This window comes from Burkholderia sp. BCC1644 (assembly GCF_902833225.1).
In the GTDB taxonomy this organism is placed as follows: domain Bacteria; phylum Pseudomonadota; class Gammaproteobacteria; order Burkholderiales; family Burkholderiaceae; genus Burkholderia.
Map to the genome: position 1 here is coordinate 90,582 of NZ_CADFEI010000003.1, position 23,609 is coordinate 114,190.

23 protein-coding genes and 1 pseudogene are annotated in these 23,609 nt (G+C 67.3%); 4 read left to right on the forward strand and 20 right to left on the reverse strand.

Annotation, left to right across the window (positions count from 1 at the left end; genetic code table 11):
* Positions 1–80: 80 nt before the first annotated feature.
* Genes HWX87_RS06900 through argH form a run of 3 tightly spaced genes read right to left on the reverse strand, consistent with a single transcriptional unit; the run spans position 81 to position 3,201 of the window.
* The gene (locus tag HWX87_RS06900) at positions 81–884 is read right to left on the reverse strand and encodes an amino acid ABC transporter ATP-binding protein (RefSeq protein WP_279612953.1); all 804 of its coding nucleotides are present in this window, start codon (positions 882–884) and stop codon (positions 81–83) included.
* Positions 881–1,774: an amino acid ABC transporter permease gene (locus HWX87_RS06905; protein ID WP_176046429.1), complete on the reverse strand. Its 894-nt coding sequence runs from the start codon at positions 1,772–1,774 to the stop codon at positions 881–883. Before HWX87_RS06905 ends, HWX87_RS06900 begins: the two co-directional genes overlap by 4 nt.
* Complete coding sequence (argH, locus tag HWX87_RS06910) at positions 1,768–3,201, reverse strand: argininosuccinate lyase (protein WP_176046430.1); 1,434 nt, start codon at positions 3,199–3,201, stop codon at positions 1,768–1,770. Before argH ends, HWX87_RS06905 begins: the two co-directional genes overlap by 7 nt.
* Before the next feature lie 127 nt (positions 3,202–3,328).
* Here argH and HWX87_RS06915 point away from each other — a divergent pair, with 127 nt between their 5' ends.
* Positions 3,329–4,207 carry a LysR substrate-binding domain-containing protein gene (locus HWX87_RS06915; protein ID WP_176046431.1) on the forward strand — a complete coding sequence of 293 codons (879 nt, stop codon included), beginning with the start codon at positions 3,329–3,331 and terminating at the stop codon, positions 4,205–4,207.
* Positions 4,208–4,231: 24 nt separating this feature from the next.
* On the opposite strand, the gene HWX87_RS06920 is transcribed toward HWX87_RS06915, so the two are convergent.
* A complete protein-coding gene (locus HWX87_RS06920) occupies positions 4,232–4,807 on the reverse strand; it encodes a GNAT family N-acetyltransferase (RefSeq protein WP_244137617.1) in 576 nt (191 codons plus the stop codon).
* Between the two features lie 83 nt (positions 4,808–4,890).
* Positions 4,891–5,124 (reverse strand): annotated as a pseudogene (locus HWX87_RS06925) (helix-turn-helix domain-containing protein); the annotation flags it as partial.
* A 129-nt stretch (positions 5,125–5,253) separates the two neighbouring features.
* Here HWX87_RS06925 and HWX87_RS06930 point away from each other — a divergent pair.
* On the forward strand, positions 5,254–6,516 hold the full coding sequence (locus tag HWX87_RS06930; RefSeq protein WP_176046432.1) for a serine hydrolase domain-containing protein: 1,263 nt from the start codon (positions 5,254–5,256) through the stop codon (positions 6,514–6,516).
* Positions 6,517–6,951: 435 nt separating this feature from the next.
* Here HWX87_RS06930 and HWX87_RS06935 read toward each other — a convergent pair whose 3' ends face one another.
* The 15 genes from HWX87_RS06935 to HWX87_RS07005 form a co-directional block, all read right to left on the reverse strand.
* Complete coding sequence (locus HWX87_RS06935) at positions 6,952–7,932, reverse strand: type II secretion system F family protein (protein ID WP_176046433.1); 981 nt, start codon at positions 7,930–7,932, stop codon at positions 6,952–6,954.
* Between the two features lie 36 nt (positions 7,933–7,968).
* Positions 7,969–8,946, reverse strand: a complete 978-nt coding sequence (locus HWX87_RS06940; protein WP_176046434.1) for a type II secretion system F family protein — start codon at positions 8,944–8,946, stop codon at positions 7,969–7,971.
* Positions 8,947–8,978: 32 nt separating this feature from the next.
* On the reverse strand, positions 8,979–10,346 hold the full coding sequence (locus HWX87_RS06945) for a CpaF family protein (RefSeq protein WP_176046435.1): 1,368 nt from the start codon (positions 10,344–10,346) through the stop codon (positions 8,979–8,981).
* A gap of 18 nt (positions 10,347–10,364) precedes the next feature.
* The gene (locus HWX87_RS06950; protein WP_176046436.1) at positions 10,365–11,573 is read right to left on the reverse strand and encodes an AAA family ATPase; all 1,209 of its coding nucleotides are present in this window, start codon (positions 11,571–11,573) and stop codon (positions 10,365–10,367) included.
* A gap of 22 nt (positions 11,574–11,595) precedes the next feature.
* Complete coding sequence (locus HWX87_RS06955) at positions 11,596–12,039, reverse strand: TadE family protein (protein WP_176046437.1); 444 nt, start codon at positions 12,037–12,039, stop codon at positions 11,596–11,598.
* Entirely contained in the window at positions 12,036–12,569 is a 534-nt protein-coding gene (locus HWX87_RS06960; RefSeq protein ID WP_176046438.1) for a TadE/TadG family type IV pilus assembly protein, read from the reverse strand. The genes HWX87_RS06955 and HWX87_RS06960 overlap by 4 nt, the downstream gene beginning before the upstream one ends.
* Positions 12,570–12,582: 13 nt before the next feature.
* Positions 12,583–13,854: a TadE/TadG family type IV pilus assembly protein gene (locus HWX87_RS06965; protein WP_176046439.1), complete on the reverse strand. Its 1,272-nt coding sequence runs from the start codon at positions 13,852–13,854 to the stop codon at positions 12,583–12,585.
* Positions 13,855–13,879: 25 nt separating this feature from the next.
* Positions 13,880–14,182 carry a hypothetical protein gene (locus tag HWX87_RS06970; protein WP_176046440.1) on the reverse strand — a complete coding sequence of 101 codons (303 nt, stop codon included), beginning with the start codon at positions 14,180–14,182 and terminating at the stop codon, positions 13,880–13,882.
* A gap of 20 nt (positions 14,183–14,202) precedes the next feature.
* Entirely contained in the window at positions 14,203–16,131 is a 1,929-nt protein-coding gene (locus HWX87_RS06975) for a type II and III secretion system protein family protein (protein ID WP_176046441.1), read from the reverse strand.
* A 104-nt stretch (positions 16,132–16,235) separates the two neighbouring features.
* A complete protein-coding gene (gene cpaB, locus HWX87_RS06980; RefSeq protein ID WP_176046442.1) occupies positions 16,236–17,075 on the reverse strand; it encodes a Flp pilus assembly protein CpaB in 840 nt (279 codons plus the stop codon).
* 35 nt (positions 17,076–17,110) lie between these two features.
* Positions 17,111–18,511, reverse strand: a complete 1,401-nt coding sequence (locus HWX87_RS06985) for an ATP-binding protein (RefSeq protein WP_176046443.1) — start codon at positions 18,509–18,511, stop codon at positions 17,111–17,113.
* Between the two features lie 32 nt (positions 18,512–18,543).
* Positions 18,544–19,083, reverse strand: a complete 540-nt coding sequence (locus HWX87_RS06990) for a prepilin peptidase (RefSeq protein WP_176046444.1) — start codon at positions 19,081–19,083, stop codon at positions 18,544–18,546.
* Between the two features lie 28 nt (positions 19,084–19,111).
* Positions 19,112–19,318: a Flp family type IVb pilin gene (locus HWX87_RS06995; protein WP_176046445.1), complete on the reverse strand. Its 207-nt coding sequence runs from the start codon at positions 19,316–19,318 to the stop codon at positions 19,112–19,114.
* Positions 19,319–19,400: 82 nt separating this feature from the next.
* A complete protein-coding gene (locus HWX87_RS07000; RefSeq protein WP_059577621.1) occupies positions 19,401–19,592 on the reverse strand; it encodes a Flp family type IVb pilin in 192 nt (63 codons plus the stop codon).
* 141 nt (positions 19,593–19,733) lie between these two features.
* Entirely contained in the window at positions 19,734–19,925 is a 192-nt protein-coding gene (locus HWX87_RS07005; RefSeq protein WP_176046446.1) for a Flp family type IVb pilin, read from the reverse strand.
* 1,048 nt (positions 19,926–20,973) lie between these two features.
* Between HWX87_RS07005 and HWX87_RS07010 the strand changes: the two genes are divergently transcribed.
* The gene (locus tag HWX87_RS07010) at positions 20,974–22,212 is read left to right on the forward strand and encodes a glycosyltransferase family 87 protein (protein ID WP_176046447.1); all 1,239 of its coding nucleotides are present in this window, start codon (positions 20,974–20,976) and stop codon (positions 22,210–22,212) included.
* Positions 22,209–23,588 (forward strand): glycosyltransferase family 87 protein, encoded by a 1,380-nt coding sequence (locus tag HWX87_RS07015; protein WP_176046448.1) that lies wholly within the window; start codon positions 22,209–22,211, stop codon positions 23,586–23,588. Before HWX87_RS07010 ends, HWX87_RS07015 begins: the two co-directional genes overlap by 4 nt.
* The last annotated feature ends 21 nt before the right edge of the window (positions 23,589–23,609 follow it).

The window sequence follows — 23,609 nt, forward strand, 5'->3', positions numbered from 1 at the left end:
ATGGTGGAGTAATGGGGTGCTGCGCCGCTCGGGTCGGCGGCTCGATCGCTCGGGCGCTACGGGGCGGGCGTCCGGCCCGCTTATGCAATCACCGCTGAAATGAAATCGCGCGTGCGCGCATGCGTCGGCGCGGACAGCACCTGGTCGGGCGGCCCGCTCTCGACGATCCGGCCGCCGTCCATGAACACGACGCGGTCGGCCACCTCGCGCGCGAACCCGAGCTCGTGCGTGACGACGATCATCGTCATTCCGCTCTTCGCGAGATCGCGCATCACGGCCAGCACTTCGCCGACGAGTTCGGGATCGAGCGCCGACGTCGGTTCGTCGAACAGGATCAATTGCGGGTGCATCGCGAGCGCCCGCGCGATCGCGACGCGCTGCTGCTGGCCGCCCGACAGCTCGACCGGAAACGCGTCGCACTTGTGCGCGAGCCCGACACGGGCCAGCAGCGCGCGCGCTTCTTCCTCCGCTTGCGCGCGGCGGCGCTTGAGCACCTGGACGGGGCCCTCGATCACGTTTTCGAGCGCGGTCTTGTGCGGAAACAGGTTGAAGCGCTGAAACACCATGCTCGTGGCCAGTCGCTGGCGCGCGACCTGGCGCTCCGACAGCTCGTGGAGCCGGTGGCCGGCGCGGCGGTAGCCGGCCAGTTCGCCGTTGACCCAGAGCGCACCCGCGCTGATCGTCTCGAGCTGGTTGATGCAGCGCAGGAACGTGCTCTTGCCCGAACCCGACGGCCCGATGATGCACAGCACTTCACCCTGCTCGACGTCGAGCGTGATGCCATGCAGCGCCTGGAAATCGCCGTACGATTTGCGCACGTCGACCGCGCGAACGACTGCGTTCGTCATGACGTTCTCCCGATGGTTGAGGGTCGTGCGGTTCATTTGCGGCCCGCCGCCCGGCCCGCGCCGCGTGCAAAGCGCCGTTCGACACGCGCCTGTGCGAGCGACAGCACGGTGACGACTGCGAGATACCAGATGCCGGCGACGATCAGCAACTCGATCACGCGGGCATTCGCGTAGTAGATGTTCTGCGCGTTGTGCAGCATCTCCGCGTACTGCACGACGCTCGCGAGCGACGTCAGCTTGACCATGCCGATCAGCTCGTTGCCGATCGGCGGCACGATCACGCGCATCGCCTGCGGCAGGATGATCCGGCGCAGCGCCTGCAGGCGTGGCATGCCGATCGATTTCGCGGCCTCGTACTGGCCGGTGTCGACCGACAGCAGCCCGGCCCGCACGACTTCCGATGTATACGCGCCTTGATTGATGCCGAGTCCGAGCACCGCCGCGAGGAACGGCGTCATCACGTCGACGGTCCGGAATTCGGCGATACCCGGGATGCCGAGCGTCGGAAACACCAGCGCGAGGTTGAACCACAGCAGCAGTTGCAGGATGATCGGCGTGCCGCGGAACAGCCAGATGTAGCCCTGCGCGATCGCCCCGAGCACCGGGTTCGACGACAGCCGCATCACCGCGGTGACGACCCCGAGCACGACGCCGAGCGTCATCGCGAGGACGGTCATCACGATCGTGTTGGCGAGCCCCGTCATGATCGAGCGAGCGGTCAGGAACTGGCCGACGACACGCCACTCGATCTGGCCGCGCGCGAACGCGGCGGCGATATAGGCGAGCGCGGCAACGATCGCGACCGACGCGACGTAGCGGCCCCAGTAGCGCCGGCGTACGCGCACGAGGCCGGCGGTGTCGTCCGCCGGCGCATCGGCCGGCCCCGGTGCGCCGTCGAGGCGGCGGGAATCGGATGCGCTCAGCATGACGGCCCCCGGTAATCTGCTGCCCACGCCACCTGGCGTTCGATCGCGTCGCTCAGACGGCCGATCTGTTCGCGCACGCGCGCAGGCGACGTGCCGCCCGCGCCGCCGCGCGCGGCGACGGCCGCGTCGAGCGTCAGATGCGCGCGCACCGCCGGTGCGAGGCGCGTGTCGACGGCCTGCAACTGTTCGGCGCTCGCGTCGGCCAGCTCGATGCCGTCCCGCTCGCACGCACGCACGAGCGTGCCGGTGATCTCGTGCGCTTCGCTGAACGGCACGCCCGTCAGCGCGAGCCAGTCCGCGACCTCGGTGGCGAGCGTGAAGCCGAGCGGCGCCTGGCGACGCATCTCGTCGACGTTCACGCGCATCGTGCGGATCATCCCCGCCATCGCGGGCAGCACGAGTTCGAGCGTGTCGATCGAATCGAACGCGGCGATCTTGTCTTCCGCGAGATCGCGGTTGTACGCGAGCGGCAGCGACTTCAGCGTCGCGAGCAGCCCCGTCAGGTTGCCGATCAGCCGCCCCGCCTTGCCGCGCGTGAGTTCCGCGATGTCCGGGTTTTTCTTCTGCGGCATGATCGAGCTGCCGGTCGCGTAGCCGTCGTCGAGTTCCACCCAGCGGAATTGTCGCGACGTCCACAGGATCACTTCTTCCGACAGGCGGGACAGGTTCACGGCCAGCATGCTCGTGACGAACACGAATTCCGCGACGTGATCGCGCGCGGCCACCGCGTCGATCGAGTTCTCGCACGGCGCGTCGTAACCCAGCTCCTGCGCCGACAGCTCGGGCCGCATGCAGATCGCCGAGCCCGCGAGCGCGGCCGCACCGAGCGGCGAACGCGCGGTGCGACGGTCCCAGTCGACCAGGCGGTCGGCATCGCGATACAGCGATTGCGCATGGGCGAGCAACTGATGGCCGAACACGATCGGCTGCGCGGGCTGCAGGTGGGTGAACCCGGCGGTTACCGTGTCGACGTGCCGGCTCGCCTGGCCGATCAGCGCATCCTGCAGGTCGAGCATGCCGCGCACGAGCTGGCGCGCCTTGTCGCGCAGGTACAGGCGCAGGTCGTTCGCGGCCTGGTCGTTGCGCGAGCGCCCGGCGCGCAGCTTGCCGCCGAGTGCCGGCAACCGCTGCGTGAGCACGCGCTCGAGGAAGGTGTGCACGTCCTCGTCGGCGAGCGACGGCGCGATCGCGCCGGCCGCATAGTCGCGTGCGATGCCGTCCATCGTGTCCAGCAGCTGCGCGAGATCGTCGTCGTTCAGGATACCCGCGCGATTCAGCTCGCGCGCATGGGCCCGGGAGCCCGCCAGATCGTACGGCACGAGACGGAAGAAACTCGGATCGGAGCGGGACAGATTCTGCAGCGCATCGGACGGCTTCGACTGGAAACGGCCGCCCCACAGGCGTTCGATCGGTTCGGTAAGGCTCATTGCGGTCGACCTCGACTCGGTTGGATTGCCCCCACTGTAGGCATTCAATTTTTTTTGTTGTAGCGAGAAATTGAATCCGTTTTAATGAAATTTTTCTCAGCACCGTCGCCTGCGACACGCCCCGCCGATGCGCAACCGCCTGCCCCCGCTGAACCCGCTCCGCGCGTTCGAAGCCGCCGCCCGGTGCGGCACCGTGTCGGCCGCCGCCGACGAACTGCACGTAACGGCGAGCGCGGTCAGCCACCAGATCCGCATTCTCGAGAACACGCTCGGCGTCGCGCTATTCGTCCGATCAAAGGCCCGCGTGAAGCTCACGCCCGAAGGCGAGGCGCTGCTGGAGCCGGTCGGCACCGCGTTCGACATGATCGCGAACGCCACCGTCAGGCTCGATTCGCCGGCCGCCGCCGGCGATCTCGTCGTGTCGACGCCGCTGTCGCTCACGTCGCGCTGGCTCGCCCGGCACATCGGCGATTTTCTGGAGCGTTATCCGGGTATCCATCTGAAAGTGATTCCGTCGAACGACGATCGCGAAATCTATTCGCCGGACGTCGACGTCTGCATTCGCTACGGAGAGGGCAACTGGCGCAACCGGCGCGTCGAACTGCTCGAGCATCCGGCGCTGTTTCCGGTCGTGAGCCCGGCGTTGATGAACGGGCCCGATGCGATCCGCAAGGTGCAGGATCTCGCGGGACGCACGCTGTTCTGCGAGCATGCGGGCTCGTGGACGCGGTGGCTGGCGGAGGCGAACGCCGACAGGCTGCCGGGCATCCGCATTCTCGAAATCGGCAACGCGCACATCGGCGTCGAAGCCGCGGTACACGGGCAAGGCGTCGCGCTCGGCGACAGCCTGTCGGTGCGCGACGACCTGATCGACGGCACGCTCGTGCGGCCGTTCAGCGCAACCGTGCCGTCACGCCACGCGTACTATCTCGTCACGCGTCATGAGCTGGCCGAGTCGCCGCTCGTGACCGCGTTCACGTCCTGGCTGCGGGCGTGCCTCGCGTGAAGCGCCGCGCCGCGCGGGGCCTGCTCAGGCACCGAGGCGCGCGAGGTCGTCCCACACCATGACGATGTTGTGCGATCGCCAGACCGGCCCCGGATCGATGTATTCGCCGGCTGGCCGACCATCCAGCGCCGCATAAAACGCGATCGCCGCGTCGTTGCCGTCGACGACACTCAACGCGGCCCCCTGATACCGCAACCGGCTCAAATGCGTGGCGAGCCGGGCGAGCAACTCGCGGCCGATGCCGCGACGCTTGAATCCGGGATCGACATACAGGAACTTGATCTCGCCACGGCCGTTGAAGATCGGTTCGGACGGCGCGCCGGCGGCTCCGATGCCGACGATCGTGTTGTCGATCTCCGCAACGAGCACAAGCTGGTTCCCGTCGCTCGACGACAGCTTTTCCTTCCATTGTTTGCGGCGATAGCGTTCGTCGAGAACGGCGTGCGCTTGCGCCGGTGCGAGATCCCGATAGGTATGCCGCCAGACCTTGACATGAAAATCGGCGATCGCCTGCGCATCGTCGATCCTGGCGGGCCGGATGGATAGGCCAGTCATTGAAGATTCTCCCGGGGGCGTCGCGCCGACGGGCGCGGTGTGCACGACGGATTGTCGATGATCCCGGCAACGATGTCGAATGTGCGGCGTGGCCGCGCAAGCGAGCGGCCGACCCATCGCGTCGCCCGTCACCCGCGCACGCGCCGCATCCTCAGCGTCGCCGACGGCGATTCGCCGAACGCCCGCTTGTACTCGATCGCGAACCGCCCGAGGTGCGCGAAGCCCCATTTCAGCGCGATGTCCGTCACCGATGCGAGCCCCGATGTCTGGTCGGCCAGCAGTTCCTCGCGCACATGTTGCAGCCGCAACTGCCGCACGAAACCCATCGGCGTGATCCCGTGGCGATTGCGGAACCCCGCGAACCGGCCGGATCGCTTTCCGCCGACGAATCGGGCCGGCGGCAACGCGCGCTGCCGGCCGGGACGCGCCTGTCCTATAGTTTTTGGAGAAGGCAGGAAAGAAGTTCGTCACGAACCCGGAGGGACCGCGCCATGGCTACTTCAGCAACCTTCCGGTGCGTGCCGCGCGCGGCGAAACGGCTGGTGCGGCGCATGGTTGCCGTCGCACCGGCCGTCGTCATCGGGCTCACGGTGTCCGCATGCGGCGGCGACAGCTCGCCCGCATCGGGCGGGCCCGCGTTCGCGAACGCGGCGCGCCCGCAGATCAATGCACTGCTGTCGGACACGATGACGGCCGGCGCGGTCGTCTACGTGCAGTCGCCGCAGGGCAACTGGCTCGAATCGTTCGGCACGGCCGTGCGCGGCACGAACACGCCGATCCCGACCGACGCGCACTTTCGCGTCGGCAGCATCACGAAGACGTGGACCGGCACGGTGATCCTGCAACTCGTGCAGGAAGGCAGGCTGAGCCTGGGCGACACCGTCGACAAGTTCGTCGCCAACGTGCCCAACGGCAATACGATCACGATCGAGCAGTTGCTGAGGATGCGCAGCGGCCTCTACAACTACTCGACCAGCCTCGCGTTCAACCAGACGCTCGATGCGCAGCCGGACAAGGTCTGGACCACGGCGGAACTGCTGAACATCGCCGAAGGCCAGCCGGTCTATTTCGCGCCGGGCGCCGATTTCCGCTACTCGAACACCAACACGGTACTGCTCGGGCTCATCATCGAGCAACTCACCGGCATGAGCGCGGCCGACGCGATGAACGCGCGCCTGTTCGCGCCGCTCGGCCTGAGCAATACGTTTCTCCCGCCGCAGGCGAATACGGCGCTGCCGGCGCCCGCGCCGCACGGCTATCAATGGGGCACCAATGCGGAGACGACCAACAGCGACGCGCTGTCGCCCGAACGCCAGGCGGAAGCGAAGAACGGCACGCTGCAGCCGACCGACGTGACCGGTGTCAACACGTCGTGGGCGTGGACGGCCGGCTCCGGCATTTCGACGGTGACCGAACTGGCCGCCTACGTGCAGCGGATGGTCGGCGGCGGCTACCTGAGCGCCGACCTGCAGGCGCAGCGGCTCGCCAGCTGTACGCCAATCGATGCGTCCGACCCGATGTCGGCTAGCTACTGCATGGGTTTGGCGAAGTTCGGCACGTTCTACGGCCACACGGGCGAAATACCGGGCTTCAATACCTTCATGGGCTACGACCCGGCGACGAAAACGACGATCGTCACGTGGGCGACCACCGCTGCCGCGCCCGACGGCCGGGCACCGGCCAACGTGATCGCGCAGATCGTCATGGGCGAGCTCAACAAGGCGGCGGAAGTGCCGAGCGAGGGGCGGCCGTGAGGCGGTGAAGGCGGTGATGGCGGCTTGTTTCCCTGCCTGCACCGGCGGCGTGAAGCCGCCCGTCGGATCGCGCGCGAAACGAACGCAAGGCAATCGCAATCGGCAGCGCGATGAATCATCCCGCGCATGAGGGCTGCCGGTTTGATCCGGCGGCGGGCATTCGATCCCTTTTCCATCGCCTCGAACCGTGCGGGCGTCATGCCGGCAACGGCCTTCGGGTTAGCAGTAGGGGGCAGCCGGAAAGGCGGTGGACTACGGCTTGTTCCATGGCCAACCATGGGTCCAGGATGCATTGACGCCGCTATGGTCAACCTGTCTCGCGGCGCCGCCTGGGGAGGGAGCCTCCATGAAGCCTGTTGCCGTGCCGGCCGGCGGGTGAGTCGGGCCGGCACGTTCATTCCTTACGGCGAGCCCGGCGTCACGCCGGCTCGCCGCTCACTGCGCGATGCCCACGAACGTCGGCAGCAGCACGCGATAGACGTGGATCATCGCCGGTCCGAGCAGCACCAGCATCAGCGCGGGGAAGATGCAGAAGATCAGCGGAAACAGCAGCTTCAGCGCGATCTTGGCGGCCCGCTCCTCGGCGCGCATGCGCCGCCGCGTGCGCAGCATGTCCGACAGCACGCGCAGCGATTCGCTGATGCTCGTGCCGAAGCGATCGGCCTGGATCAGCATCGCGCAGAACGACTCGATGTCTTCCACGCCGGTGCGCAGTGCGAGATTGCGCAGCGCGGTTTCCTTCGTGAAGCCGGAGCGCATCTCGAGCAGCAGCAAGTCGAGTTCGCTCGCGACCACCTCGCTGCTGAAGCGCAGTTCCTCGCTCACCTTCATCAGCGCCGCATCGAGCCCGAGCCCCGCTTCGACGCATACCGTCAGCAGGTCGAGCGCATCCGGAAAATCCTCGAAGATCTTTTGCTGGCGCACCTTGACCCGCTGCGACAGCACGATGTTCGGGATGTAGTAGCCGATACAGGCGAGCACCACGAGGATGACCGACAGCAACGCGCGCTCGTCGCCGAGCGAGGTTGTGATCAGCACCAGCAGCGCCGCGCACGGCAACGCGAGCGCCAGCATCGTCTTCGCGGTGAAATACAGCGCGGCCGCGCTCTGGTTGCGCCAGCCGGCATTCATGAGCCGGATGCGCAGCGGTGAATTCTCCCAGCCGTCCTTCGGCACCGACAGCTTCGAGATCGGGGTGGACAGCTCGACCAGCTTCGCGACCCAGCGCGACGTCAGGTCGTCGTCGCCACCCGTGCCCGTGCCCGCGACGGCGCCCGCACCGGCACCGCCGGCCTGCTGAATCCGGCGCTGGATGCTGCGCGGCGCGAACAGCAGCATCCCGACGAGCACACCGCCGGCTACGAAGATGAACAAGCCGCCCAGCATCACGGCCTGGACCACGCTCAGGTTTTGCATGACAGCCTCGCTACGGTTCGTTATTCGACTCGCGCGTCAGACGCGAATGCGGACAATGCGGCGGATCCAGAACAGGCCGAACGCCATCGACACGAGCATCGTGCCGACCATCCGGATCCCGGCCGGATCCTCCCAGAGCACCGACAGGAACTCGCGGTTCAGCACCGCCATCACCGCGGCGGTACCGAACGGCAGCAGCCCGAGAATCCACGCGGACAACCGCCCTTCCGCCGACAGCACGCGCACCTTGTCGAACAGCTTGAAGCGCTCGCGGATCAGCGCGGCGATGCTGTCGAGCAGTTCGGCCAGGTTGCCGCCCGTCTCGCGCTGGATCAGCACCGCGATCACGAAATAGCGCAGGTCCTGCACCGGCACGCGCGTGGCGAGGTTCATCAGCGCGTCATGCAGCGACACGCCGTAGTTGACCTCGTCGAACGTGACGCGGAATTCGCCGCCCATCGGGTCGGGAAACTCGTCGCCGACCATCCCGAGCGTGCTCGTGAACGAATGACCGGAACGCAGCGCGCGCGCGATCATGTCGCAGATGTCCGGCAACTGCCGCTCCAGCTTGCGCATCCGGCGGCCGCGGCAGCGCATCACGTACATCAGCGGCAGGAAGCCGGCAAACAGCGCGACCGGCAGCGCGGCGAGCGGCATGCGTGTGGCGAAGCTCATCGCGAGCCACGCGAACGCCGCGAACACCGCGCTGAGCACGATCAGCTTCGGCAGCGTCCAGTCGAGGCCCGATTGCTGGATCACGAGATCGAGCCGGTGCACGCGCGGCACGCGCAGCAGCAGCCGGTCGAACGGCTTCGATTCGTCGAGCATCCGCTTCTTCAGGATCGACAGCCGCTCCTGCTGCACGTTGCCGCCGGCCGACATCGAGCGAATGCGCGATTCGATCCGGCGCGCGGCGGAGCCGTGCCGTGCGTTCCACCACTGATACCCCCCTTCGATCGTCAGCACGACCGCGACGAAGGTGAGAATCACAAAACCGTAAAAGATCGTGTTCATGAAGCCTCCCCGGCAGCAAACGCGCCCTGTCGTCAGTCCGTCTCGTACCGCTGGGACGGGTCGTAAAGCGAATCCGGCAGGTTGATGCCGAACGCCTGCAGCCGCTCGACGAACTTCGGCCGCACGCCGGTCGCGCAGAAGTGGCCGCGTACCGAGCCGTCGCGGTCCACGCCCGTACGCTTGAACGTGAAGATCTCCTGCATGTTGATGATGTCGCCTTCCATCCCGGTCAGTTCCTGGATGCTGACGATCTTGCGCTTGCCGTCCGTCAGCCGCGCGGCCTGCACGACCACCGAGATCGCCGACGCGATCTGCTGGCGCATCGTCTTCGGCGGCAGTGACAGCCCGGAGACGCTGATCATGTTCTCGAGCCGCGTCAGCGCATCGCGCGGCGTGTTCGCGTGGATCGTCGCGAGCGAGCCTTCGTGGCCGGTGTTCATCGCGTTGAGCATGTCGAGCGCTTCGGCGCCGCGCACTTCGCCGAGGATGATCCGGTCGGGCCGCATCCGCAGCGCGTTGCGCACCAGCGTGCGCTGCGTGATCTCGCCCTTGCCTTCGATGTTCGGCGGGCGCGTTTCGAGCCGCAGCACATGCGGCTGCTGGAGTTGCAGTTCGGCGGCGTCCTCGATCGTCACGATCCGCTCGTTGCGCGGAATGTAGCCGGACAGGATATTGAGCAGCGTCGTCTTGCCGCTGCCGGTGCCGCCCGACACGAGCACGTTCACCTTCGCGCGCGACAGTGCGTCGAGCAGCTCGGCCATCGGCGGCGTCAGGCTGTGGAAGCGCACCAGGTCGTCCATCTTCAGCGGATTGACCGCGAAACGCCGGATCGACATCAGCGGCCCGTCGATCGCGGACGGCGGGATGATCGCGTTCACGCGCGAGCCGTCCGGCAGCCGCGCATCGACCATCGGGCTCGATTCGTCGATGCGGCGCCCGACGCGCGACACGATCTTCTCGATTACCTTCATCAGGTGCGCGTCGTCGTAGAACGTCACGTCGGTCAGCTCGAGCTGGCCGCACCGTTCGACGTAGACCTGCCGATACGTGTTCACGAGGATGTCGGAGATCCCGGGATCGCGCAGCAGCGCTTCGAGCGGGCCGAAACCGAACATCTCGTCGTACACGTCGATCGCGAGCTGCCGGCGCTCGATGTCGTTCGCGGGCAGCCGCTCCTCGTCGAGGATGCGCGCGATCAGCGCGCCGATTTCCATGCGGACCTGATCCTGCGGCATCCGCGACAGGCGTTCGAGCTCGACGCGCTCGAGCACGGTCAGGTGAATTTCGCGGCGCAGCTTCTGGTACGCGTCGCGCACCGACGAATGGGCCGGGCCGGCCGGTTCGCTGCCCGCCGAAAGCGGCTGGGCCCGGTGCAAGGACATCTGTTCGCGCAGTGACATGATGGTTCCCCGAAAAATTTACATGGACTTGAGCTTCGGCGTGGCCTTGCGGCCGAACAGCCGGGACATCAGCGGTTCGCTCGGCTTCGCGCCGTGTCCCGCGCGTACTTCGCCGTCGACGAGTTGTTTTGCGCACGCCTGCAATGCACGTACGACGGCCGTGCCGCGCGCGAGCCGCGACACCGGATGGCCCTGGTTGATCGCTTCGAGCACGGTCTCGGCGTCGTCGGGAATCGTGCACGTGGCCTGCAGGCCGAGCACTTCCTCGAGCGCGGTGCGGGTCCGGTCGCTCGCGCGCGTCGCGCGGTTCACGATCAGGCGCAACTGGTCGGTCGAGTAGCCGAGCGACACGAGTATCTCCAGCAGCCGGCGGCCGGCGCGCACGTGCGGCATCGCGGGCTGCAGCACGAGCTGGATCTGGTCGCTGCGATCCAGCGCGACCATCGTCAGCGGATTGATGCCGACGCCGACGTCGAAGATCACGAAGTCGTAGCGCGGCGCCGCGACGCCGAGGATCCATTCGAGCGCGTCCTCGCGCATTTCGGCGGCCTTGACCGGGTCGCCTGCGCCCGCGAGCACGTGGAAGTGCTCGGTCACGTGCGCGACGCTCGCGTCGAGGAACGCGCTGTCGAGCCGCTCGATCTGCGCGCAAAGCTGCGGCAGCGTCGACGGCGGGGTTTCGTCGCTGACGAGGAATGCCGCGTCGGCGAACTGCTGGTTCAGGTCGATCAGCAGCACGCGGCGCTTGAAGCCCTCGGCGATCTCGAACGCGACGTTGCTCGCCGCGAAGCTCGTGCCGGCCCCGCCCTTGCACGACATGAACGACACGATCCGCGTATCGTCGGTGTCGCGCCGCGTACTTTGCGCGGCCGCCCGGTCGAGCGCATTGCCGAGCGCCTGCGGATCGAGCGGCCACTGCAGCACGTCGCGCGCACCGGCGCGCATCGCGTCGAGCAGCACGTGCGGCGACGTGTCGGCCGTCAACAGGATGCAGGTCAGGTTCGCGTGCGCGCGGCAGATGCGCTCGATCGCCGACAGCTCCGACGGGTCGAGCGACGTGCCGTCGACCAGCAGGATGTCGAACGCGTCGAGCCCGTCGGTGCGATGTTCGATCTGCGACGGGCGGCCGGTCGCGCGCGTCGCGCGATAGCGTCCGCAGTCGGCCACGAGACGCGCGATCTGCGTGAGCCGCGCGGTATCGTCGGAAGCTACGAGGATGTTGATCATGTCGTGTGCCTCGTTTGTTCGATCAGTTGCAGTTGGCGCCGCCGGTCGCGGAGGTCAGGCTTTCGCGCGGCAGCGTCGTCGTGAAGGGCGGCATCGTGACCGTGACATTCACGAACGGGATCATCGTCTTGACCGTGACGTTCGTGACGCTGACGGTCACGAACGCGCACGAGTTCACGTCGCAGTTCGTCGGCGAGTAGTTCACCGACACGTTCGCGTTCGACAGCAGCGGCAGCAGCGCCGTCACGCGCTTCGCGACGCCGGCGGCATTCACGTCGCAGACCACCGCCGTGCGTGCGCCGAGACGCACGGCTTCGCTCGCGGTGTTCCAGTAGAACAGCACGCGGCCGAATTCGAAGATGCCGATCAGCAGCATGATCAGCACCGACGCAATCAGCGCGAACTCGACGATCGTCGCGCCACGTTGGGCGCGCCGGCGAGACGGGGAAGCGTTGCGCGCGTTCATGACACTTGCCTCATCACGGTGACGATGTTGTTGAAGGTGATCGACGGCAGCCACGGGTACGCGGGAATCGGCTGGTACTTGTAGCCCGTGATCTTCACTTCGACGACGTTGATTGCGCCCGTCGCCGTACCGCCTGCCGCGTTGTTGTTCGAGTCGTAGGTCGGCAGGTTCGCGAACTGCGTCGGATCGGACGCGTCGCTGCAGCCGGTCGTGCGCTGCGCGTCGCAGATGGTCACCATCGATGTCTTGAGCCCGGGCACCAGCTCGGTGCCCGACGAACCGCACGTCGTGCTGCCGTAGACGACGAGACATTGCGCCTGCGACACCGGATACGCGCTGTCGGTCGGCAGCCAGACCGACAGGTAGCGCGCCGCATCCCGCGTGGCCTTGGTCAGCGTCTCGTACTGGTAGATCATGCGGCCGAACTCGGCCACGCCGGTCGCGAGCGTGACCATCGGTATCAGCACGAGCGCGAACTCGACGGCGGCGACGCCACGGGTGCGCGAACGGCGAAACGGCGGCTTTTTCATGATCGTCTCTCCGCTATTGAACGAGCATCGGAACCTGGGTCCCCGATGCGCTGCCGCTGCCGGGCAGGCCGTGCGTCGCGCACGGATTGTTGCCCGACACCGACGAGCCGAGGTATTCGAGGTGCGCCACGACAGCACCGCTGCCGGCGCTGAACGGAAGCGGATCGAGCATCAGCACGCAATCCCATTGCGTGACGTGCACCTTGCCGCTGTTGCCCTTCAGCGTCGAGCAGTCGCCCTCCGGCGCGAGCGCAACGCGGCGGTCGCCACCGTAGGTCTGGTAGTTGCTCGCCGTCACCGTGCCGTTGGTGGAAATCCCGCTGCCCGAAGGCGGCGCGCCATCGCCCTGGTACGGCTTGAAATTCGCGCGGTCGGTGACGAACTGCGTATAGGCGTCACCCTTGATGCCCGCCGTTCCCGGCGGCCCGTAGTTCGGCCCGACGTAGGCATAACCGGTGAAGTCGGGCTGGCCGCTCGAGCCGTTCGCGCCGTTCGTGTAGATGCCGAAGCGCGTATTCCAGGCACGCAGCGATGCCGACTTCAAGCCCGTCGTGCTGAGGTCCGGCGGGCTCGTGATGTTGCAGGTGTTGCCCGACAGCTCGCCGGCCAGGGTGGTTTCGTTCGTCGAGCCGTCGAGCGCCGCCCAGCCGAAGTTGCCGGGCCCGTAGGTCGACGACGAACCGGACGGCGACGTGATCCAGTCACCGACGTTGTACGACGGCGAGCCCGTCGTGCGGCACACGAACACCGGAATCGCGCAGGTCGTCTGCCCGCCGCCGACGGTTGCGATCGCGCTCGCCGACACTTCCGCGGCGTTCGCGAGCTTCGTGCCGGGCAGCACGTTCAGCACCTCGATGAACCAGTGCGCGATGTTGCTCAGCTTCGTCGTGCACTGCACGTACTTGATGTTCGCCGGCGTCGTGACCGAATTCTTCGTCAGGAACGCGTTGGACAGCGAATCGCTGAACGTGACGTTCGCGTTCGTCGACAACTGCACCGCGTTGTTCTGGAAAAACACGAAATTCAGGTGGCCGGCGGCGATGCCGTCGGCCTCGGCTACCGACAGGCTGATGGCCGAGGTCAGGTCACGCGCAGCCGACAGCGCGCACGCATCGGCGCTGTTCTGCAGTTCGCTGCGCGTGACGTACAGCTTGCCGAGATCCAGCGCGAGACCGACGAACCCGATCATCACCGCCAGTGCGAGACCGACGATGATCGCGACGGCACCGCGCTGCCGATGCAGGCCGCGACGCGTGACTTTCGGATGGCGAGCTGCGCTGTTCATGGCGTTCTCCCTGAGCGTGCCGTCGTTACTGGGTGGCCTTGCCGATGCCGATCACGAACGCATTGGCGGGCGGCACGGTCTGCTTGAACGACTTGTCGTAGTTGTCGAGCGCGGCCGCGGCGGCGCCGCCGTCGACGCCCGACGACGACGCCGAGGCCGCGTGTTCGCCGGCATGCGGATCGATGATCTGGGCCTGCATCACGGTGCGGACCGAGTCGCCGAAGCGGCTGTCCCACACCGGTGTCGACGACATGCAGCCGGCAAGCGCGAACGCGAGCGGGACGGCGAGCGCCGCGCGGCGCACGAATACGAGGTAGGCGGTTTTCATGAGTGTCCCCTTGACTGGTTTCAACGATCGGTGGACTCGGGGGCCGCGCTCACGTGCGCAACCTGCGCCCGCGCTGCTGCCGGGATCCGGTGGTTGAGCCGCGCCGCCGGCCGGGCCGGCGCGTCGGGGCCGGCCGCCGCGAGACGCGCGGCGGTGGCCTCGATGTGCGCGATGCGGGCCGCGTTCGACGTGTCGGACAGCGGTGCGGTGGCGACCACCGGCGCGGGCACCTTCTGCGGCTCGGCCAGCACCGGCGGTTGCGCATCGGTGCCTTGCGGCGCGCGCGGTGCGGGCAGCGCGGCGGCCGGGCCGACGGGCGCTTCCGATTGCGGCGCCGGTGCGGGGGCCGGCGCCTGGGCCGGTGCCTGCGGTGCGGCTGCTGCGCCGTTCGCGGGTTGCGCGCCTGCCTTGCGAACCCCGCCGCGGCCTTCCATGTTGCCGGTCGCATACACGTCGACTTCGTTCGGCTTCGAGAAGCTGTCGGTCGGCAGTGCGACGTCCGCGGTCTGCAGCGGCTTCACCAGGTGCGGCGTGATCAGGAAGATCAGCTCGGTGCGGTCCTGCTGGAACGACGTGCTGCGGAACAGCGCGCCGAGCACCGGCACTTCGCCGACACCCGGGATCGCCTTCAGCGCACCGGTCGCGTTGTCCTTGATCAGCCCGCCGATCGCGAACGATTCGCCGTCGCCCATCTGCACCGTCGTCGACGCGCGTCGTGTCGTGATCAGCGGCAGGATCGACGTGCCGCCGATGTTGGTCGCGCTCAGCGTGACGCCCGTCTGCGACAGCTCCGACACTTCCGGCGCGACCTTCAGGCTGATCCGGCCGTTCGAGAGCACCGTCGGCGTGAACTTCAGCGCGACGCCGAACTCCTCTTCCTGCAGCGTGATCGACGACGTGCCGTTGCCGCTGCTTTGCGGGATCGGGATGAAGATCTTGCCGCCCGCGAGGAAGGTCGCCTCCTGGCCGCTGATCGTCACGAGATTCGGCTCCGCGAGGATCTTGACGAGGTTGTCGGTGTTCTGCGCGTCGGCCGAGATGCTGAACGGCTTGTTGTTCGCCTTGTTGAAGACGGCCCCGCTGGCGACGCCCGCGAGCAGGTTGCTGACCAGCGCGCCGCTCCACGAACCGAACCCGCCCTGGATGTTGAACGCGCTGCCCATCTGGTTGATCAGCGTCTTCGACACCTCGGCCACCTTCACCTCGAGCATCACCTGCTGCGGCGACGTGACGTTGAGCATGTTCAGCACGCCGCCGCCGCCCTTGCCGCCCGCGGCGGGATCGCCGGCGCTGTCGCCGTAGGCGCGTGCGATCTGCACGGCCTGCTGCGCGGCCTGCGAGCTCGACACGGTGCCCGCCAGCACGATCGTGCCGGCCGCGGTCGACACGTGGATGTCGCGCTCGTTCGGCATCAGTTGCAGCAGCGACGCCTGCAGGCCGCCCGCATCCGCGCCGACCGCGACGTCGATCACGCGGCACGCCCCGCTCTTGCCCTGCACGATCATGTTGGTCGTGCCGACTGCGAGCCCGAGGATGTACAGCGTCTGCGGCGACACCATCGTGGCCTGCGCGACGGCCGGATTGCCGATCGTCCGATTGCGGACCGGCTCCGGCATCGGCACCAGCAGCGACTTGCCGAGCGGCACGCTGACGCTGGTCGACTCGCGCACGGCGCCGACGCAGTTCGGCCCGCGCAGCGGCCCTGCCGAAGCGGCGGGCGCGGCGGCCGGTACCGGCGCCATGCTGATCGTCATCTGCATCGGCCCCTTGCCGACCGCGGCCGGCGCGCTGGCGCCGCCCTTCGTCAGCACGGCCGACTCGACGCCTTCCTGCGCGAGTGCGCCATAAACGGTCAGCCATCCCGAACAGAGGATCGCGGCCATCATCGTGCCCCGTGCGACGCGCGTCCGCAGTGGGCCGGTACCTGTGCATTGCGGTTTGATCTTCATTTCGTCTGATCCCCCGAGAGACCGGCGCCGTGCCGGTTATCGACTTCCAAGGCCGCCGCGCCTGGCCGGCGGCCGATCTGTTTATCTGGCTGGTTTGATCTGTTTCAGAAACACTCGACGCTGCCCTTCACGCCCGTCAGCACGCCGACGCAGTCGCGCCGCACTTCCGGCGCTGCGTGCGATGCGACGTGCACGCGTACCGGCCGCACGTGTGCGGGAGCCGGCGGCGCTTCGGGCACGGGTTCCTTGCCGAGCAGCGTCAGCTTGGTCGCGCCATCGGTGTTCAGCGTCTTCTGGTCGACCTGGTTGCGCAGCACGAGCGACAGCGTGCCGACGCTGCGCGCGAGGTCGAGCCGTTCGGCCTGGTCGGGCGTGACTTCCAGCGTCACCGCGTTGACGACCTTCGGTGCGGTGTCGTCACGGCTGACCTGCTGCGCGACGGCCAGCACGAGGATGTGCTCGAGCACGATCTTGGAGATGCTCTGCCCGTCGGTCTTGCCCTGCTGTTCCTGCGTGTTGACGATCACGTCGACGTAGTTGCCCGGCAGCGCGAAGCCCGCGACGCCGACCACGTCGTTCACGCGCACCGTGATCGCGCGGCTGCCGTCGGCGATGACCGCGGACAGCCCGCCCTTGGTGCCGACCGGCGCGAGCTTCGACTCGATCACCGGCTCGCCGCGCGACAGGCTGGTGCGCACGACGCGCCCTTCAAGGGCCTTCGTATCGGTGAACGCGCCGGTCGGCACGCTGCCCGACGGCCAGCTGACCATGTGGATCTGGTTCGGCCCGAGCGGTTCGCCCAGGTTCAGGTCGGTGGTGGCGACCGCGACCGGCGTCACCGAGCTCGTGGATGTCTGCACCAGCCAGTGGGACGCGAACACGACCGCGGCAAGACCCGCGACCATCGCGACGACCAGCATCAAGACCGCTCGACTGTTTTTCATGGCAATGCTCCTCGACGAATCGTGAAAGAAACCGCTCAACCGGTGACGAACGTACGGCCCCCGCGCTCGACGGGCGGCGGATGGCTGCCGTCCCGTTCAGGCGCTGCGCCGAAATAACTCGCCCACGCGTCGTACAGCGCGTCGTGCGTCACTTCGGGCGGATCGCCGCGGTAACGCGCGCCGGCGGCCACGAGGCGCAGCAGGTCCGCCGGAAAGCACGCGAGAAACGCCTTGCCGGTCGGCAGGTGCAGCCGATGCAGCAGGTAGTCGAAGGCATCGCTCGCCGAGACGAGTCCGAGCGATGCGCAGGCCGCGTTGTATACGGCGCGGTAATCGTCGATCGACATCGCGCCGACGTGCAGCTTCGAGCCGAGGCGGCGCAGGAACGCGTCGTCGCAGAACTGCTCGGGCGACAGGTTGCTCGAGAACACCGGCCAGACATCGAACGGCATCACGAAACGGTTGCCGGATTCGAGCGTCATGAAATCGACGCCGCGGTCGAGCGGACGCAGCCAGCGATTGAGCAGGTCGCGCGGCTCGACGCGCTGGCGGCCGAGATCGTCGATGACGTACATGCCCATGTTGGCTTTCATGTGCGGCGGCGCCTGGTAGAAGCCGGAGGCTTCATCGCGGCGCAGGTCGAGTTCCTCGAGCGTCAGCTCGCCGCCCGACATCACGACCGGCCGACGGCACAGGCGCCAGCGGCGATCGATCGACCGGCCGCCGGACTGGGCGTCCGCATCGACATGCACGAGCGGGTCGTAGATCTGGATCACTTCGCCGGCCGCGCAGATCGCGTACGGCACCGGCACGCGGCCGTGCATCAGCGAGCCGAGCCGTTCGGCGAGGAAGGTCTTGCCGCTGCCGGCCGGGCCGTAGATCAGCAGCGGACGGCCCGCGTTCAGCGCCGCGGCCGCCGCATCGAGCACCGACGTGTCGATCACGATTCCTTCGAACGCGGCCCACACGTCGCTCTGGCCGATGTGCAGCGCGCGGACCGAATGCGCGTTCACGCATTTGAGATACGCGTCGAGCGTCACCGGTGCGGGCCCGCTGTAGCCGCTGCGTTCCCGTTCCTCCAGCGCGAGCACGCGGCCCGCGTCGGTCAGGCGGAACGTCACGTCGAGATCGGTCGCGCCGCGATGCGTCAGTTCGACGAGATGCTCGCGCACCAGGAACGCAAACACGTCGTCGAGCACCGCGAGCGGCAGGCAGTGCCGCTCGACCAGGTCGCCGTACGACGGGCGGCCGAGCATCAGCGTCGACTTCAGCACGAGCCCGGCGACGAACGTCATGCTCAGCCCGGTTTCCTCGAGCGTGCGCGGCGCGGCCGGCAACTGCGTACCCAGTTTCGTATGGGCTTCCCGCGACGGCAACGGGTCGGGCAGGTGCGCCACCTGCGCGTCGCGTCTCGGTTCGGTGTGATTCGTGTTCATGATCGCTCCGTCCTCGTTGCTTGTTCGTCGCGCTATGCGCACGACACGAACAACATGCCCAGCGTGCCGGCCGCGATCGCCACGCCATACGGCAGCGTGCCGACCGATGCGATTTCCACGGAGCCGCCGGCGGCCTCCGCGTGCGCTCCCTGCGAACGACGCGCGATCAGCGCGCGGACGTTCGCCCACATCTGGCGCATCCGGCCGCGCAGCAGCGCGAACGCGATGGCGCCGATCCCGCCGGCCAGGAACGTGGCCAGCACGATGTAGAACGTCATTTCCGCCCCGACCCATGCGCCGATCGCGAGCATCAGCTTCACGTCGCCGGCCGCCATCCCGCGCAACAGGTAGAACGGCAACAGCAGTCCGAAGCCGGTCGCTGCCCCTGCGAGCCACCCGAGTGCGCCGGCGAGGACGCCGTGCAGCATGCACTGCGCGACCAGCGCGCCGACGAGCCCGACCGCGACGAGGCGGTTCGGAATGCGGCGGGTTGCGATGTCCGTGCTGGCCGCGGCGACGGCGAGCAGCGTCACGCACAACGGGACCGGGTAAGGCGGCGCAACAGGTAACATGGCGAACCTCTCGGATCGAATCGTCGAATCAGGAAACCAACGCCAGCGCGGTGGTGACCGCAGCCGTCACGGCCGCTGCAATCACCTCGTACGTGTCGGCAAGCGAGCCTTTCAGGGTGACGACGCTGCCCAGCACTGCGGTGGCGAACATCGCCGCGAGCAACGCATATTCGATCGACGTCACGCCCAGCTCGTCGACGATCCAGCGATAGACGGCACGCATCGTGGCTTGCATGATGGTCTCCGGTTCCAGGTTGATCAGATGGCCGGGGACGGCTCGAGCACTGCACCGGCCGAGCCGTCCGCGGCACGGTCCATCAGATACCGGCGACCGCGGAATCGAGGTCGGCCGCGATCGTGCTGAACACGGTCTTCAGGTCCTTCCCGATGGTCGACAGCGCGAGGATGATGCCGACTGCGATCAGTGCGGCGATCAGGCCGTATTCGATGGCGGTCACGCCGTCTTCGTCGCGAATGAAACGGCCGGCTTGTTGAATGAACTTGGACATGATGAATCTCCTTTCGTGGTGACTTTCAAAACCCTCGCGTACCGGCTGGTCGGATGACCGTGCATCGATACGTCCAGGCAGGTTGTTGATGCCGTGTGGTGCCGACGAACGATTCGGACGAGCCGTTCGTCGTACCGTCCATCAGATGCCTGCTACCGCCGAGTCCAGATCCGCGGCGATCGTGCTGAACACGGTCTTCAGATCCGTACCGATCGTCGTCAACGCAACGACGATGCCGATCGCGATCAGCGCGGCGATCAGGCCGTATTCAATGGCCGTCACGCCGTCCTGATCCTGAGCGAACCAGGCGATCTTTTCGATGATTCTTGACATGAGCATTCTCCTTTCGGACTGCTATGAAATACCCTTCGTCGGTCAAGACGTCGGGGGTGGGCACCACCGGCACTACACGAAAAATCGGAACGCGACGCTCAGCTGCGGGAACGGGGATGCACACCCGTGTCCGTGCGAACGGGAATCAGTGAAGCGGAGCGCGAGAGAGGCGTGTACGGTGCGACCAGCCGGATGAACCGGGCTTGTCGACGGACCGGAACGGCACGACGGCCGTTCGACGCATGGAATTCAATTGAACGGGAAATGAACTCCCGGCAAATCCGCAATGTGTCTTTAACGCGGCTTGCGATCCGCGATGTGCTGTGGTCTTTCATTTTTATTCCCCATGTGCTGCCATGCCGATTTCTTATTGCCCTGAAGATTCCGGGTCTGGTTGGTCGATCGACGACTGATATCGCGGTTCATCGGCCTGGCGCTGCGTGTTCCCCGACGCGCTCCGGTCATTTTTTCCGCTGACTCCGCAGCCGGTTCCATGTGTCTGTTTTCGGAACCGCCCGGTCGTCACATCGTCGACTGCCGTGCCAACGCTTACGCAAAGAGCAGGCCATCCCGAGTGAAATCACGGCGTATCAAGGGTTCCGGCGATTCCCCCCTTCCCCGGCCAACGGTGCGATGCCCGAAATGTTTCAAATCTGAACGGCCCGCGGCGGCCGGCGCGGCCGGTCGGAATGCCCGCCGCCGCGCTGCACAAAGGGCGGAAAAAATTTCGTCGGGACTTTCCCGGACGCGGCACGCCGGTCCCGCGCCGTGCGTTCGGCGGGATGCAACGCCGGCGAAAATCGCGGAATGTTTCAAGCCAGAAACACGAAACCCGACCGCACGGATTTCTCATACCTGAAAACGCGGTTTTCAAGCCCGTCACTCGACAATCTCAATACCGGCTTTCAGTGCGTGGTTTGCATCACGCGATTTTTTCTTCAACAATGAATTCACCGGACAACGCCGTTTCAACGCGATTCGATCCGCAGGCACGACAACATCAAACGGCTGCGACAGACCACGCAGCCACTACGACAAACGGGGCATCATGTACACAGCCAATCGTGAAACGCGCGATCGCGCCATACGCTGCGCTCAATGGCTGACAGCGGACCGGATCATTCCGTACAGCTGCATCATGCTGCTGCTCTTCGTCGCATTGGTGGTCGTGTGGGGCGTCGTGACCGACGGCTTCACATCGAACACCACCGCCCGTCCGGGCACCGACTTCTCGGTCTTCTGGACTGCATCCCATCTCGTGTTGCAAGGCCATGCCGCATCGGCCTACGACCCTTCGTCATTCGTGCGGGCCGAGTTCGCGCACTTCGGTGCGTATCTGCAAAACCGGCCGCTCCCCTGGCTCTATCCGCCGACGATGCTGCTGTTCATCGCCCCGGTTGCCCTCGTGCCTTTCCTGCCCGCTTACTTCCTCTTTTTCGCGGGCAGTCTTTTATGCTATGCGTTCGCCGTCTCGCGGTTGTCGGGATTGCGCGCGCATCTTCCCGTGCCGCGCGCCGCGGCGCTCGTCGTGGTCGCGTACTCGGCCGTGTGCATGTCCGCGCTGTTCGGACAGAACAGCATCCTGACGGCCGGCCTCGCCGCGCTTGCACTGCACCTGCTCGGCAAGCGCCCCGTCGTGGCCGGCGTGCTGATCGGGTTGCTCGCGATCAAGCCGCAACTGGCCGTGGTGTTCCCGTTCGTGCTGATCGCGACGCGTGCGTGGCGCACGTTCGCGGCGGCGGCGATCAGCGCGACGCTGTTCGCGGCGGCGGGCGTCGCACTGGCCGGCCCGGCCGCGCTGCACGGGTTGTCTCATGCCATGTCGACGGTGCGCGAGCAGCATTTCATGCTCGCGTCGTACTGGCTCGCATCGCCGACGCCGTTCGCCGCGTTGCGGCTCGCAGGCGCACCGGTGGCCGCCGCGCTCGCCGCGCAGGCAGCCGTCGCGCTGCTCGCGATCGCCGCGGCCGTCAGCGTGTGGCGCCGTACGCGCGACATGCGCCTGCGCGGTGCGGTGCTGGCGGTCGCCACGCTGCTGACGACACCGTATCTGTGGAACTACGAACTGACGTGGCTCGGCATCGCGGTCTTCTGCCTGATCGCGCACGGACTCGACGAAGGCTGGCTGCCGGGCGACCAGGGCATCCTCGTGCTCGCGTGGCTGCTGCCGATCTTCGAGATGCTGAACCGGCTGATGAAGCTGCCGCAGGTCGGGCCGATCGTGCTGCTCGCGGTGCTGTTCGTCGTCGTGCGCCGCACGGCGCTTGCATCCGGGAGCGCACGATGAAGACGCCTTCGTTCGCCCGCCACATGCATTCGTCCGTCGACGTGCATCCGGAACTCCCGATCGCCGGCCCGCGCCGCTACCCGCACTGGCTCAATCGCGACCGCGTGCGCCTCTATGCGGCTGCCGCGCTGCTGACCGAACTGCTGTTCATCGTGATCTACGTGACCCGCGTGCTCCTGTCGCACAACGGCGCGCTTGAACCACTGTCACAGGACTTCTCGCCGATCTGGAGCGCCGCGTGGCTCGCCGCGCACGGTCACGGCGCCGACGCGTGGCATTTCCCCACGCTGTTCGCGGTCCAGAAGCTGGCCGTTCCGACGATGACGCTCACGGACGGCGCGCTGCCGTGGCTCTATCCGCCGACGATGCTGCTGCTCGTGCTGCCGCTCGGCTGGCTGCCGTACACGCTGGCGCTCGTTTTGTGGCTCGCCGTCACCTACGCGCTGTTCGCCGCGACGATCCGCGCGACCGTGCAGCGCGATGCCGCCTGGCTGTGCGCGCTCGCGTTCCCCGGCGCATTCCTTACCTTGATCGTCGGCCAGACCAGCCTCTTCACCGCGATGCTCGCCGGCGTCGGCCTGCTCGCGCTGAACCGCCGCCCCGTCGTCGCCGGCATCTGCTTCGGCTTGCTGACGATGAAGCCGCAGCTCGCGGTGCTGTTCCCGCTCGCGCTGCTGTGCGCGGGCCAGTGGCGCGCACTGGCCGCGTGGGCCGCGACGATCGCCGGCAGCGCCGCGCTTGCGACGCTCGCGTTCGGCGTCGGCCCGTGGGTCACGTTCGCGCATGTGATCGGCAACGTCTACGCGGTCGTCGGCACCGGTCAAGCCAAGCTCTCGCGCATGCCGTCCGTGTTCGCGCTCGCGACGATGGCCGGCTGGCCCGTGCTCGTCGCGCGCGGCCTGCAACTCCTGTCGGCCACGACCGCCGCGATCGCCGTCGTCTACGCATGGCGCGGCGCATGTTCCTACGCACTGCGCGCCGCGACCCTCGTATGCGCATGCCTGCTCGTCAGCCCTTACCTGTACGACTACGACCTGACCTGGTACGGGCTCGTGATCGCGTGGTACGCCCGCTATGCGTGGACCCACGGCTGGCGCCGCTTCGATCGCGAATGGCTGATGCTGCTGTGGCTGATGCCGCTCGCCGGCCTCGCGGTCATGCCGCACCTGCCGTTCCAGTTCATGCCGCTCGTCACGCTGGCGTCGCTCGCGCTGCTCGTCGGCCGGATCGCACGGGAAAGACACGACGTGCCGTCGATGCCCGACGCGCGCGACCAATCGACCGAGACCGGGTTTGCTCATCCGCTCCGGCCGCACCACCGCCCGGCGTACGGAATGCGCCGCACCAGCCGCCCGACCATCGACGCCGACCGGTGACGCGACATTACAAGGGAGTCA